The organism is Prosthecobacter gellanilyticus (assembly GCF_007992435.1).
Lineage (GTDB): Bacteria > Verrucomicrobiota > Verrucomicrobiia > Verrucomicrobiales > Verrucomicrobiaceae > Prosthecobacter > Prosthecobacter gellanilyticus.
Genome location: NZ_BKAG01000015.1, coordinates 106,433 through 120,607, shown reverse-complemented (window position 1 = coordinate 120,607; position 14,175 = coordinate 106,433). Strand labels below are relative to the sequence as shown.

General features: G+C 59.2%; 9 protein-coding genes and 1 pseudogene. 1 reads left to right on the top strand and 9 read right to left on the bottom strand.

Features of this window, described 5'->3' with window-relative positions; translation table 11 throughout:
* Nucleotides 1-21: 21 nt before the first annotated feature.
* From BGE01nite_RS12420 to BGE01nite_RS12400, 5 genes are all read right to left on the bottom strand, one after another.
* Nucleotides 22-1,659 (bottom strand): glycoside hydrolase family 5 protein, encoded by a 1,638-nt coding sequence (locus tag BGE01nite_RS12420; RefSeq protein WP_146850785.1) that lies wholly within the window; start codon nucleotides 1,657-1,659, stop codon nucleotides 22-24.
* The gene (locus tag BGE01nite_RS12415; RefSeq protein ID WP_146850784.1) at nucleotides 1,656-2,414 is read right to left on the bottom strand and encodes a polysaccharide deacetylase family protein; all 759 of its coding nucleotides are present in this window, start codon (nucleotides 2,412-2,414) and stop codon (nucleotides 1,656-1,658) included. Before BGE01nite_RS12415 ends, BGE01nite_RS12420 begins: the two co-directional genes overlap by 4 nt.
* Nucleotides 2,415-2,503: 89 nt before the next feature.
* The gene (locus BGE01nite_RS12410) at nucleotides 2,504-4,957 is read right to left on the bottom strand and encodes a DUF4838 domain-containing protein (protein WP_170266753.1); all 2,454 of its coding nucleotides are present in this window, start codon (nucleotides 4,955-4,957) and stop codon (nucleotides 2,504-2,506) included.
* Nucleotides 4,958-4,986: 29 nt separating this feature from the next.
* Complete coding sequence (locus BGE01nite_RS12405) at nucleotides 4,987-6,474, bottom strand: glycoside hydrolase family 32 protein (protein WP_146850782.1); 1,488 nt, start codon at nucleotides 6,472-6,474, stop codon at nucleotides 4,987-4,989.
* A gap of 29 nt (nucleotides 6,475-6,503) precedes the next feature.
* Nucleotides 6,504-8,150, bottom strand: a complete 1,647-nt coding sequence (locus BGE01nite_RS12400; protein ID WP_170266752.1) for a sialidase family protein — start codon at nucleotides 8,148-8,150, stop codon at nucleotides 6,504-6,506.
* A 186-nt stretch (nucleotides 8,151-8,336) separates the two neighbouring features.
* Between BGE01nite_RS12400 and BGE01nite_RS12395 the strand changes: the two genes are divergently transcribed.
* The gene (locus BGE01nite_RS12395; RefSeq protein WP_146850780.1) at nucleotides 8,337-9,314 is read left to right on the top strand and encodes a sugar phosphate isomerase/epimerase family protein; all 978 of its coding nucleotides are present in this window, start codon (nucleotides 8,337-8,339) and stop codon (nucleotides 9,312-9,314) included.
* Nucleotides 9,315-9,344: 30 nt separating this feature from the next.
* On the opposite strand, the gene BGE01nite_RS12390 is transcribed toward BGE01nite_RS12395, so the two are convergent.
* From BGE01nite_RS12390 to BGE01nite_RS12375, 4 genes and pseudogenes are all read right to left on the bottom strand, one after another.
* Nucleotides 9,345-10,925 carry an alkaline phosphatase D family protein gene (locus BGE01nite_RS12390; protein ID WP_146850779.1) on the bottom strand — a complete coding sequence of 527 codons (1,581 nt, stop codon included), beginning with the start codon at nucleotides 10,923-10,925 and terminating at the stop codon, nucleotides 9,345-9,347.
* A gap of 50 nt (nucleotides 10,926-10,975) precedes the next feature.
* Nucleotides 10,976-12,100: a Gfo/Idh/MocA family protein gene (locus BGE01nite_RS12385; RefSeq protein ID WP_146850778.1), complete on the bottom strand. Its 1,125-nt coding sequence runs from the start codon at nucleotides 12,098-12,100 to the stop codon at nucleotides 10,976-10,978.
* A 104-nt stretch (nucleotides 12,101-12,204) separates the two neighbouring features.
* Nucleotides 12,205-12,588: pseudogene (bamJ, locus tag BGE01nite_RS12380) on the bottom strand (BamJ family beta-barrel-assembly machinery protein); the annotation flags it as partial.
* A 221-nt stretch (nucleotides 12,589-12,809) separates the two neighbouring features.
* Entirely contained in the window at nucleotides 12,810-14,156 is a 1,347-nt protein-coding gene (locus BGE01nite_RS12375) for a Gfo/Idh/MocA family protein (RefSeq protein WP_146850776.1), read from the bottom strand.
* Between the last annotated feature and the right edge of the window lie 19 nt (nucleotides 14,157-14,175).

Below are 14,175 nucleotides of genomic sequence, written 5' to 3'. Positions count from 1 at the left end.
GGCACCTTCACCAACGTCTGATCACCGCAGCTTCTTTGTCTCAAAGGTCTTGCCGGAGAGAGCTTGCTTCACAGGCTCACCCCAGAAAGGAGTCGGGGTGTAGTCCCAGTCGAGCAGCACGCGGGGTGTGGACTTGGGATGAAAGCACCAGGCGGTCCAGTGCAGGCGATGCTTCTGAATGATGCCGAGCATGTCAGGCACCCAGGTGGCGGGATCTTCCTGGCGCTCGGGTGGGAGGAACTCCATGCGCTGGGTATCCGCGCCCACTTCACCGATGAAGATGGGATGCTTCGCAGCGGCATCCAGAAACTTGCCCTGCCAGTCACTCTTCCAGGGATACACGTGGCTGGAATACATGATGCCATTGCCGCCGCGATCCTCGAGCGCGAAGCCTTCTAGTATGCCGCCGAGATCATAACCCCAGTCGAGACCACCCGCGATGATGAGGTTCTTCGCGCCGGTCTCGCGGATCACATCCACCAGCTTCTGCATGCCGATGGATTGAAAGCTCACAAGCGCCTCTTTGTTCTCCGTGGCCACATCCTTCTTGGTCTTCTGATCGATAACCGGACCACCATTGCGCCAGACTTCCCGAGGAATGTTATGAGGTTCATTAAGCAGCTCAAAGATGACGGCGGGATGGTCTTTATATTTGGCGGCCATGTCTTTCCAAAAATCCGCATGCTTCTGCTGGGGAGCGCGGTAGTCGTGAAGGTCGAGCACGATGTAGGCACCCCTGGCGCCACAGGCATTCACGGCATCATCCACGAGCTGGCGATAGCGCATGCCGCCGTCACTTTGATACGGACCCTTGCCTATCCAAAAATGCTCACGCAGGCAGAGGCGGATGCAGTTGGCCTTCCAGTCGGTCAGGCCTTTGTCGATGGACTTGAGGACGTTCTCGCCTCCTGCCGACCATTCCATGCTCGGAAGAGCTAGGCCTTGCAGCCAGACGGTCTTGCCATCGGGTGTCTGAAGCTGGTTGCCTGCGACATGCAGAGGCGGAGGAAGCTGCTCGGGCAAGGCCACCGGCATCTGCGGCTTCGGCTTTGGGAGCGCGGCGATGCGTGCGGCTTCCTTGGCAGCCGCTTCGGCCTCGGCGGTTTCGATGATGCTCAGGGCAATCGGCGTGAGGGTGATGTCATCGAAGTCCAGCTGGCCGCTCTCGGCTTCAAAGAGGGTGAGCAGTATTTCCAGCGTGGCCGCGCCCTCAGGCACGCGAAACTGCTGGGTCTTGGTCTTCCATTCCTTGGAGGTGCCATTGAAGGAAGCTGGCTTCGGCGATGGATTCACCGCGCCCTTGGCCGCATTCTTGAAGTTCATGATGATGCGGCCGTCAAACCAGGCCTTCTTGCCGCGCTTGATGCCTTCATGACGTGCCTTGTAACTGAGCTCGAGCGCCTTCACGTCCGGTGTCAGCGGGATGGAACGATAGACCAGCACATTCGCGCCGGGTTGCGGGCTCTTGAGGCGCAGGAAATGATTCTCGCCTTCCTTTTCCAAAGTGGTGTCCTTGCCGAGAGCCCACGCGGCGGGCTTGCCAGATTCTTGGATGGTTTCAAGATCACCATTCGTGATGAGGGAGGTGGTCTGCGCGAAGCATGGAAGAGCTAAGAGCAGGGCTGCGACGAGGAGATGATGAACAAAGCCTGACTTCATGGATTCGATTTCTTGGGAGCGAGATACTTCGTGAGATCACGCATGGCGATGACCGTGCACCCCTCGTCTTTGAGGTGCTGCAGGTAGCTTTCAAACTTGGCCGGATCTGTGTTCACCCAGGGATGCTTGATGTCCGGCACGCCGTGAAAGGTCATGACGGCGATCTTGCCGTCTTTGGCTTGTGCCACAGCCGCCTTGAACTGTTCCAACGTGCTCTCGGGCTTGCCATCAAAGGCTTGAGGCATCAGCAACGGCTCGCCCTTTACGGGATCAAAGGCCTGGGCACCGCCGGCACGGGCAAAGAGGTAGCCACGCTCGCGTAGCAGGTTCACCGCAGCCTCGCTGGTCTGATAACCGGGATAGCAAAAGCTCACGGGCTTGGCGATGCCATGCTCTGCGCACTTTTGCTCGATGTATTCCACATCGGCTGCGAGCTGCTCCGGCTTCTGCTTGGTCACACCGGCATGCTTGCGCGTGTGATTGCCGATCTCGAAACCATCCGTCTCCAGCGCTTTGATCTGCCCCCAAGTCATGTAGTGAGTCTTGTCCACGAGGAACTCAAAACCCTCGGTGATGAAGAAGGTGGCGCCAAAGCCATGCTTCTTCAGCAGAGGTCCGACAAAGGTCGCATGACTGGCCACGGAGTCGTCAAAGGTCAGTACGACAAGCTTGTTCGGCGCAGGCTCGATGGCGAAGGAGCGCCAGGCCAACGCGATGGTTAGGCAAAGCAGAGTGAGGGGGAGAATAGACTTCATGCCGTGGGTGTGTCTGAGGGCCAGTTCGACGTAGCTTGAACCAAAATCAATGTTTCAGCCTTTGATGGAGTTTTGAAGTGGAAGAGTGCTCACTTGCCCCACAGCTTGCCAAACTTCTCCGGCACGTGGAAGTCATCTTTGCCCGTGGCGGAGTAGGCAGTGCGCTCGATGTTCGCGCCACGCACGCGCTGACGACCAAGGTTGAAGTGCCAGGGAAACAAGTCTTTCGGCTGCGAGCCATCGATGCCTTTGAGAGGATCCAGCACAAAGGCTCCTTCACCGGCGATGGGCAGGCGCAGTTCCAGGCTCCACAGCTTCTCACCGCGATGCACAGCGCATTGAGCTCCAGAGGCCCACTTCACTCCTTTGCCGCCTTCTGCGTGATCTGTTTCATACACGGCTCCTGCGGGATTGATGGTGATCTCGTAGTAGGCGCGGCTGGGTGTCTCCAAGAGGAGCGTCACGTAGTCTCCATTGAGGATCTTCTCATCGTCCGGCTCAGTGGCGGTGACATTCAGCCCGGCCATGTCCGGCTCGTGGCAGATGATGCCGATGTGCAGGATGCTGCCCTCACGCTGAATTTGAAAGGTGGTCTCGGCTTTGCGGTGAGGTGCGGTGGAGGTGAGATTGGCGAGGTTCACGGAGCGCACATCGGTCCAGTACTCCTTCAGCACCTGACCATCGAAGGGGCGGCTGGTGAGCGGCTTGCCACCGGTCTGACGAGCCTCCAGCACACGATACACAAGATCACTCTCACGCTTGCGGCTGAGTTGCTGCTGCAGGGCTTTGAGAGGCTTCATCATCTCGGCGATCTTTTGCATGCGCTTTCCAGGAGCACTCTGTGGATCCGCGGCTGTCTGGGCTGTTGCGAGCAAGGTGATGGCCTGGCCGATTTTTTCCGCGTCCTGGCCCATGTGCATCCAGTTGGCCTCGGAGTAGTCCATGAAGGCGCGCATAGGCTTGGCTGCGGGACCGAAGTAAGTGGTGAAGTAGTCAGCGAGCAGCGCCTCAAGATCCTGATCCGCATCCCACCACAGACGGGAGGTGATGTAGAGATTCAGGTGCTCGATGGAAAGCGGGTCATAACCCATGGTGGCGGCTTTCGCGGCAGGGTGATCGTAGATCTCAATCATTTCTCCCAGGGTGCGGCCTTTCAGTTCACGCAGATCACGGGAGATCTGCTGGGTGTAATACACGGGCCGGCCGGCCTGCTCGGGGCCCGCATTGATGCTGTAGTCCCAGGTGAGATAGCGGTCAGCGGCGAGCTTCTTCGTCCATGCCGCGCGCATGTCCTGGTGCTCTTTGCGCTTGGCATCGTCCCAGAAGTTCTGCCGCTGGCGTGTCTCGATGAGCACAAAGTTCGGGCTGAACTTCTCGATCTTTTCCGGCGGCAGCTTGTAGCCGCTGTAGGCCAGACCACTGACAAGACGATCCGGGTGTGACTTGTTCAGCTCCAGCGCCACGCGGTTCAGGTAACCAAAAACATGGTCAGACATGCTGCCCGGCCAACCGCGCTCCGGGGTGAGCTGCGCCATCCACTTTGGGTCATCGGAGGTCATGCCGCCGTAGCCATCCACCAGATCAATGCTGAGCATGGGCTCCTGGAAGTGATCGAACATGGCACGTGAGAACTTGAGGTGCTTTTCAAAGAACAGAGGCGAGGTGAGATCCGGATAGCCGCTGCCCTTGGTGGTGGTGTCGCGTTTCCCGCCGGTGAGCAGATACATCTCCGGGTGCGCCTTCTTCATCTCATCCCGCATGAGCACAAACTTGATACCATGGCAGATCTGGGTGATGCCGCCGATCTTGTGCCCATTGTTCAAACCTAGACGGAAGCACCAGATGCCTTTGTCACCAATGCCGGTGTGGTCTGTGTAAAAGGTAAAGCGGCGCATGCCAAAGTCAGGCTTCACCGTTTTGTTCACTTCCGGCAGTGGCAGTGTTTTCTGTTCGGGCACGACCTCGCCCAGCTCACCAGGAGCAAACCAGCGCACGCCAAGACTGCGGAGGTATTCATGCACGGCATTCAGTGTGCCGGCATCATCGTAGTCCCAGACATCGAGCTCCTTGTGATAGCGTGCATTCAACTCGCGGTAATTATTCCAGAACGTGTCTCCCGTGATCTTGTCGAACTCGGCATTCACACGCGCTGTCTCCTTCACACTCCTGTCGCGGCCCCAGGGTTCAATGGGCACAAAGTCCTCATCGGGTCCGAGCAGGGCGAGCCACTGTGGAGTGGAAGCCATGAGAAAGGCTCCATTCTTCAGACCCTGGGTGCTGAGCTTGAGCTCTTCCGTGAAACGGCTCACGCCCACATACACTGGCACTTTGCCCGCATGTGGTTCCGTGACGATTTCCAGTCTGCCACCGCTGATTCTCTGCACATAGGCCTGAAGTTCCCTGGCCGCGAGTCTGGCCATGCGTGCTGGCTTTTCAGCGAGGATGATCTCGGCCTGAGGCTTGCCATCTTGAACGAGAAATGTGTCCGCCGAGTGCAGGGCGGCGCAGGTGGAAAGGCTGAGAAGGGCGAGGATGCGTTTCATGAAATCGTTGCTGTGCATGAGTCGGAGATTCAACGTTCGAAACGGAAGGAATACAGATCCGCATCAGTCATGCGGAAGCGCAGACGCACGGGCTTACCGATCAAGTCACTCAGGCTGTCCTTGTCTTTCCAGGTCACGATTCTCTTGAGTTCATTGCCGATGATCTTGGCGCAGTCGCCGATCTGATATCCTGGCAGGGGCTTGCCTGCTTCATCCAGCAACTCCACGCGGATGATGCCTGCGGCGGAGGTCCAGTAGTTGAGCACCAGTTTGTCACCGCTGAAGATGATGGGCTTGGTGATCATGGTGCCACCGACATAACCCGCATGGACGGAGGCGAAGCCATCGGTCCGCAGAGAGTAGCGGCGGATCTGATGTGAGGGGATGCCGTAGTTGGTGGAGACATAGAAGGACATCTCGTCAGCGCTGGTCGGGACGATGCCCATGGAAGCAAAGAGGCTGCGGGCATGCCAGGCACCGCGCTCCATGCCTGGGCGTACAAAGGCCTCCATAAAGGCGCGGTCATAGGTGGTGCCGTCACGTGAAGACATGAGCAGTACATCGCCGATCGAATTGGCGATGGCGCGGATCTCGGTTTTGTAGGCTTCTAGCTCGGCACGCGGCACCACTTCCTCGCTCACCATGCGATGCGGCATGGAGATCAGGACATGGGGCGCGCGGAAATAGGGCATCGTGGCGTTGGAGTAGAGATTGCGGGGCTTTGGCTCGTCCTTGAACTGCATGCGCACCGGCTCCGACCAAGTCTTGAAATCTTTCGATGTGGCGCGACCGATGGTGCGATAAGCATCTCTTGGTTTGAGGTTCCCCGGCGTGCCACCTTCGCTCCAGGCGCGCATGTAGATGGCGTAGCATTGCTCCGCGGGGAGCCAGCTCACGACATTGAGCGAATCCAGCTTGTAGCCCGCGAAGATGATCTCCTCGGAGTAGACCTTCCAATGGATGCCATCGGGCGAGACAAAGCGGATGAGCCCTTCTTCGCGGCCGTTTCCAGAGCCCACGCCTTTGTAGCGCTCCGCTGCGGGGATGCCGGGGCGGTCATCGAGCATGGCGGTGAAATTCACCGAGGAGCGAAGCTTGGTGGGGCCGAGAATGATATTGTTATCCTTGCTGCCTTCAAACTCGACGAGGCCCAGCTTTGGCTTCACCCATGTCTTGCCGTCCTGGCTCTCCGCGTAGCAGGTGACCTCGGTTCCGGCCTTGACCATCGTGCTCGGCTCCTTGGTGCCTCCGCGATAGTAAAGCCGGTAGGTGCCTCCATCTTTGATCACGGTCATATAGGCGGCTGAAAAATTGCTCTCCCATGGCTGATCGAACTTCAGGCTGATTTCCTCGGGTCGTGGTTGGCCGAGCTGCAGTGTCGTGCCCTCCATGGTGTCGATGAGCGCACGGTCCACGAAGATCTCGAGGCGGTCACCGATGTCTGTCACAGTGTCCGCCGCCATGATCTGGCCGAGCGTAACCAAAAGTGAGATATAAGCGAGATGCAGCTTGCGCATGAGCTTTGGAGTGGAGGCTGAGGCCGGGGTTACTTCACGCGTTCAACATCCACATAGATGCCGCTCATCTTGGGTGCATCGTGGATGTAGAGAAGCCTGCCGGGGCTGATCTCGCGGATGCTGGTGTAGTTGAAGCCGACCTTCTCCGAGAGGACATGATGCGAGGGCCAGGTCTTGCCGCCATCGAGACTGAACATGAGACAGCTTGCGGGGCGACCATAGCTGCAGGCGAGCACACCGTTGCTCATGAGAAAGAGATCCGGCAGCACCTTGCCAACCTCCAGCGCGATGGGCTTGCTCCAAGTCTTGCCGCCATCACTGGAGAACATCTGCTTCATGCAGGCATCGCGATCACCACGGATGACTGCGGTTTGCTCAGTATCACTGAGGCGCACCACGGATGGCTCGCCGCCAGGGCCGACGGTGGAGAAGTAGTTCCAGGTCTTGCCTTCGTCCGTGCTGCGCATGAGGTGGGACCAGCGCTCAGTGTTGTTGCGGCCATCGGGGCGCTTCACACCTTTGCGTGACCAGAGGACCATCGTCACACCGCCATCGGTATCATTCCAGATGTGACGTTCGCAGATGGTCTGATCTGTTTTGACCTCGTTGGCATATTGCTTCGGCAGATGAATGACATTGTCGATCATCGTGAAACTGGTGGCATCGGCATTGAGATGCACGGTTTTGCCGGTGACGGATCCATCAGGCTGAAGGCGTGTCCAGCGTGATACGGCGAGGATGCTGCCATCGGGACGGCGCAGGCATGGCAGGGGTGTGGTGTCCACTTTGTCGAGACCGGGAATGGGTGTCCAGGTCTTGCCAGCATCGGTGGACTTCAGCAGGCCATAGGGCTCGTAGAAGAAGTCTTTCCCCTGTGCCGCGCTCATGAGCAGCAGGCCCTTGCCCATGTCATAAAGATAGGGGCGTGTCTGCCTGATATCTTCACGCTCGATGAGCCAGGGTTCGCTGATAGTCAGCTTGATGGGATCTGCTTTCGGAGCTGTGGTCATCTTGCGCACGCCGAGCTTCACGGACTGCCAGATGGCGCTGCCCGTGGCCCTTTCAGAGCTGGAGCCAAACTGGATGAAGGGTTCTGCCGAACTCGCGGCTCTCCAGAAAGCATTCTGGCCTTCCACCTTAGTCTGATCGTCCACCAACATGCTCATGTCGCTGCCGCGAATCACGAGCCGGTAGGTGTGAAAGCGGTTCGTCGTGTCCATCGGAATGAAGCGGTCCGTGTGGCTGGTGGCTTGATTCGGGAAAAGCACGAGACCTTCCTCATGTTTGCCATCACCTACGAGCATGGAGATGGGAGCGCCATCACGCCAGGGCCAGAGGGATGAGGTGGTCTTGCCTTTAACCGAGCCTGTGGTGGTCAGTACTTTGACCGTAGCTTCCACGATGATCTCTTGGGCGGGCTCCGCTTTCCATGCGGTGCGGAAGTGGCCGATGCCTGTGCCGTCATCGACCAAGTTCAAACCTTCAGAAGTGATGCTGGACTTGGGAGTGCCGACGACCTTCCAGGTGGAATCAGGCAGAGCTTTGCCGTCATAGTTGATGAGCCAGGTGATGTCCTTGTCATCCGCGTGGACGGGAGTGGTCAATGCACAGGCGGTGGCCAGCAGGGCCGGGAGGAGTCGCCAACGACGACGAGCGGGAACAGGAGGAGGAGTCATCTCGGCCATTTTTTTGGAGGTTGTGGTGGCGCGGCGAGGTGGTCGCCGTGGCGGGAGAGAACGGGGCGTCAGGAGAAACCCTTGCGCTGGTGGTTTGCAGACGAGCTTTTTACATCAGGCAGACTCAACACACGCGTCTCATGCTTGCGCTGCGCCCGGATTCCGTGGCAGATTGCAAAACTCCTCATGACCACCTCCACCCCTTCCCGCCGTCATTTCCTCCAGCTCGCCTCCGCTGCGTTTGCCGCCTCGGTTTCATCTGGCACTGTCCGCGCTGCTGACAAGAAAGAGCCCTTCAAGATCTCGCTTGCCGAATGGTCGCTGAACAAAGGCATGTTCAAGCGTGATGGCGCGGAGCCGATCGATCATCTCGACTTCTGCAAGATCGCCCGCAGCTTCGGCATCGATGGCGTGGAGTATGTGAACCAGATGTTCTTCGACAAGGCCACGGATGCGGCCTACCTGGGCGAGATGAAGAAGCGCCAGGAAGGTGAAGGCGTACAGGGCCTGCTCATCATGTGCGACCGCGAAGGCAACCTGGGTGATGCCGATGATGCGAAGCGTGCGAAGACGATCGAGAACCATCTGAAGTGGCTGGATGCGGCGGTGACTCTGGGATGCCACAGCATCCGCGTGAATGCGGCCAGTGATGCGAAGCTCAGCTTTGAAGAGCAGATGAAGCTCGCGGCGGATGGCCTGCACCGCCTGTGCCTAGAGGCTGACAAGCGCGGTCTCTTTGTGGTGGTGGAGAACCATGGTGGCCTCTCCAGCAATGGCCTCTGGCTCACGGGTGTGATGAAGGCGGCGGATCACAAGCGCGTCGGCATTCTTCCAGACTTCGGCAACTTCTACACGGACCGTGCGAAGGGCGAGTTGTACAATCCTTACAAGGGCCTGCGCGAGTTCATGCCCTGGGTGAAGAAGGGCATGAGCGCCAAGGCCTATGACTGGGACACGGGTGCTGGCAAATTCTACACTGAAGACCGCCGTGAAGGCCGCGAGATGACGCTCGACTACCAGCGCCTGATCGACATCGTGGTGAAGGCTGGCTACAACGGCTACATCGGCATCGAGTATGAAGGCTCGAAGCACAGCGAGAAGGATGGCATCGCCCGGACCAAGCAGGCGCTGGATGAGCTGAAGGCGATCATCGCTGGCGCCTAACCAAGTGTGACTGAGAGGACTGCAGGAGGCTCACGCCTTTTGCAGTCCTGGTTTGCCGGCTTCGACGGTGAATGAGGCGCGGGTGTGGACGGGGGCGCCGGGTTTGGAGACGTATTCGACGCCGCGGAAGTGGGTGGTCCAAAGCTTGGGGGTGACTTCGCAGGTGAAGTAGCCGCGCTCGGGGCTGTGGAATTTGACGAAGGGATTTTCGGCGTAGGTGGAGTCGAGGGTCTTCGGTTTCAAGATGCCATCGCCGCCAGAGCTGATGGAGGTGCCGACGAACTCGGTGGCGACGACTTTGGAGTCGAGGTTGTCGAAATCGGCGATGAGGTTGTTGGCCCAGTTGGAATGGATGTCGCCAGTAAGCACGACGGGATTGGAGACACGCTGGTCGTGCATGTACTTCAGCACCTTGCGGCGCTCCATTTCATAACCAGGCCACTGGTCCATGCTGAAACCGGCTTCTGTGCCGGCGGTGCGATCCACGCGTGCCATCATGATTTGTTGGGCGAGCACGTTCCAGGTGGCGGGTGACTTGGCGAGGTTCTCAAAGAGCCAGTCTCGCTGGATGGCGCCGAGCAGTGTGGCATTAGGATCGAGTGCTTCCGGGCACTGGGGCTTGGTGTGATCTCCGCAGGGCTGGTCGGTGCGATACTGGCGCGTGTCCAGCACGTGGAAATCCGTGAGCTGGCCGTAGGGCACGCGGCGGTAGAGCAGCATGTCAGGGCCTTTGGGCATGGCAGCGCGGCGCAGTGGCATGTGCTCGTAGTAGGCCTGATAGGCTGCGGCGCGGCGCTTCAGATAATCGGCCTTCTGCACTTCGGGGTGCTCGGAGATATCACCCGCGCAGTTGTTGTCGAATTCATGGTCGTCCCAGGTCACGAGCCAGGGCGCGGCACCGTGCATGGCCTGAAGCGCGGGATCGGTTTTGTACTGGGCGTGGCGGTTGCGGTAGTGATCGAGCGTGATGATCTCCGGGCCGACGTGTTTGCGCACGCGTTTGTCGATGCCGCCGTCCTCATAGATGTAGTCACCGAGATGGATGACGAGATCGAGATCTTCACGCGCCATGTGCTCGTAGCAGGTGAAGAGGCCGGTCTCATAGTGCTGGCATGAGGCAACGGCGAAACGCACACGATCAGGCAGGGTCTTCGCGGCCGGGAAGGTGCGGGTGCGGCCTTTGGGGCTGACTTCGCTGCCAGCTTTGAATTGATACCAGTACCAGCGCTCAGGCTGCAGGCCTTCCACCTCGATGTGGATGGAGTGACCCCAGTCAGGTGTGGCGATGGCGGTGCCTTTCTGCACCCCTTTGGACATGCCTTCGTCCTCGGCAATCTGCCAGGAGACCTCGACAGATTCTGTGCCCATGCCACCACCTTCAAGAGGTGATGGCGCGAGGCGTGTCCACAGCACGACGCCCGTGTCCGTGGGATCTCCGGAAGCGACACCGAGCGTGAAGGGATAGCTCGGAAATTTAGGCGAGCTCACCACCGCTCCGCGCGCATACTCACGAGACAGGACAGCGGCGGCGAGCGAGGCTGTGCCAGCGGTGATGAAGCTGCGGCGGGAACGGAAACGAGTGTCGGGGATCGGGAAAAGGGGTGGTGTCATCGGCAGGAAATCAGAACGTGAAAAAGGCACGTTAGATTTCCAGAGATGCATCACACGGTGAAGGCGGGCAGTTTGACGATTTTGCCACCTGCCATGGCGGACTCATGAGCGCAGAGGCCCACGCAGGTCCAGTTGGCAGACTGCTTGGCGTTCGGGAAGGGATCGCGATCCTCGACTAGCGCCGTGGCGAACTCGTGTGCGAGGTGCGGATGGCTGCCGCCATGGCCGCTGCCCTGCACAAAGCTGAGATGCGTCTTCTTGCCGAGATCGTAGACACCCTTGGTGGTGAAGTCGCGGATGCTCTTCGGCAGCAGCTTCGCGTAGTCAGGGGCTTTGACGAGCTTGGGAATCTTGTGTTCGGGAAGCTTCGCGGTGTGCATGACGAGCGGTTCATGCTCGACCAGCGGCCATTCGATGGAGGCCTTGTCACCATAGACGTCGATGCTTTCGCGATACTGGCGTGCGGTGTCAAAGAGGCTGCGAATGACGCGGGCGCTGAGGTCGCTGCCCTTGAATTTCACATGCGCGGTTTCGACGGCGAAGGGAGAGCCATACTGTTTCGCCAACTCAGGGCGGATGGTGCCGGAGCCGAAGCAACTCACGTATTCTGCCGGTGTGCCAGCCAGTGCGGCGACAGGGCCGACACAGTGCGTGGCATACCACATGGGCGGAAGGCCGGGCCAGTAGTTTGGCCAGCCGTCCATGTCCTGCTGATGGCTGGACTGAAGGAACTGCAGCTTGCCGAGCTTGCCCTTCTGATGCTGCTCCTTCATGAAGAGGAACTCGCGGGCATAGACCACGGTCTCCATCATCATGTACTTGAGGCCGGTCTTTTTGACGAGGTCGCAGATCTTTTTGCAGTCCTCGATGCTGGTGGCCATGGGCACGGTGCAGGCCACATGCTTGCCGGCTTTCAGTGCCTCAATGGACATCCAGCCATGATCTGGAATCGGTGAATTGATGTGTACTGCATCAATATTCGGGTCCTTCAGCATCTCCTTGAAGTCCGTGTAGCGCACGTTCACATCAAAGGCATCACCGATGGCCTTCAGCTTCTTCGGGTCGCGCTGGCAGATGGCGTAACAAACAGTGTCGGGATGACGCTGCCAGATGGGGATGAACTCCGCCCCGAATCCGAGGCCGACGACGGCGATGTTGAGCTTCTTTTTGGGCATGGTGGTTGAGGTGTGAGACCCCGCTTTATACCGATCCGTCCTTTTCTGCGAAACGACAAAATTTAGGACGGATCGGACCTGCCCGGCGGATAAAGCTCAAAAACTCACTTCACCTTGAAGAGCTCGACGTCGAAGATCAGGGCCTCATTGGGGCCGATGTCACGACCGGCGCCGCGGGGGCCGTAGGCGAGCTTGGAGGGGATGTAGAAGCGGAATTTGCTGCCTTCCTTCATGAGCTGCACGCCTTCCGTCCAGCCGGCGATGACGCGGTTCAGGGGGAATTCGATGGTCTGGCCGCGCTTGTAGCTGCTGTCGAAGACCTTGCCGTCGAGGAGGGTGCCTTCGTAGTGGACTTCCACGGTGTCGGTGGCTTTCGGGCTCTTGCCGGTGCCTTCTGTGATGACTTTGTACTGGAGGCCGCTGGCGGTGACGGTCACGCCTTCTTTCTTGGCGTTGTCTTCGAGGAATTTTTCGCCTTTGGCGAGTGCGATATCGGACATGATCTGATGGGGGTTGGGGATTAAACGGGCATGCAGATTAGACCGCCGCCTCTTGCTGGCAAGGGCGGATGGAGGGCTTTGGATGCGTGTTCGCAGGTGCTCCTGGTGGGACGAGAGCACGGGGTGTCTCGCGGATCGGCTCCGCGCCCCCTTCGCCCACGGACAAGTGGGACGAGCACAGCTCGTCCCTACCAGGGTTTTTCGAGAAATCAGCCGTCGATGTTCCAGCCTTCGCGGTAGGCTTTGGTCATGAAGGCGTTGGCCTCGGGGGTGTCGGGGCTGGTGCCGGTTTTGCCGTCGTAATTGATCTTTTTGCCGACGCGGTAGGCAACCAACCCGAGGAGCATCTGCTCGATCATCTCGGAGCTGTAGCCGAAGTCGCAGGCGGTCTTCATGGAGGGGTTGCGGCAGGCATCGAACCACTGTTTCTGGAAGTGGCCGAGCGGCGGGAGCACGGTCTCCTGGGTGCGCGGCTTGTAATAGGTCAGATCGGCGTCATCGCCAAAGGGCAGGATCATGCGCGAGTCGAAGTCGGCGATGAGGAAGCCTTTGGTGCCCTTGAACATGGCGCCGTGGCCGATCTTGGTGAGGTCGATGAAGGGTTTCGGCGAGCGGGGCATGGCGCCGCCCTGATACCAGCTGATGGTGATGGGGCCGCGCCAGTCATTGGCAGGATGCTCAAAGTGGCTTTCGCACTCCACGGGGGTGACATCGGAGTTCATGGCCTCGCCCTTGGCATCGGCGGAGGTGGGGAGCTTGGCATCCACGGCATTCCAGAGTAGGTCCATCGTGTGGCTGCCCATGTCGCCGATCTGGCCGGCGCCGAAGTCCCAGAACATGTTCCAGGAAAGGCAGTTCGCGCCTGCGCCACCAGAAAAGTAGGAGGGGTTGTAGGGATGATAAGGCGATGGGCCAAGCCAGAGGTCGTAATGGAAGCCTTTCGGCGGCGCGCCTTCCTCAGGAGCATAGCCGGGTTTCGGGATCTTGCGGTTGCCCCAGGCATAGGCAGCCTTCAGCTCGCCGATGGCACCATCACGGATGAGTTCTTTGACACGGTTAAAGTTAGGCTGCGCATGGCGCTGCATGCCCACCTGGGTGGCGAGCTTGCCTTTCTTGGTCTCCCAGGTGGCGCGGACGGTGCGGGCCTCGTTCACGGTGATGGCCAGGGGCTTCTCGCAGTAGCAATGGAGGTCACGCTTGAGCGCCCAGTTGGCGATGAAGGCATGCGTATGGTCGGCCGTGCAGATGACGACGGCATCGAGACCTTTGTGGTCGAGGCATTTGCGCCAGTCGACATAGGTGGTGGCATTCGGGAAGCGCTTCAGTGCATCGGGAAAACGGGCTTCATTGATGTCACAGAGAGCGACGACATTCTCCTCGGCGATGGAGTCATAATGGGCGAGGCCGCGGCCCCAGACGCCGATGAGGGCGACGTTGAGCTTGTTGCTCGGTGCACCGGCTCCGAAGATGGGGCGGGTGATCATGGTGCCGGCGACGAGTCCGGCTCCTCCGACAAAACGACGACGTGACAGGGGCGTGGCAGGTTGGGTATTCATGGCGGTGGTTGGTGGGATA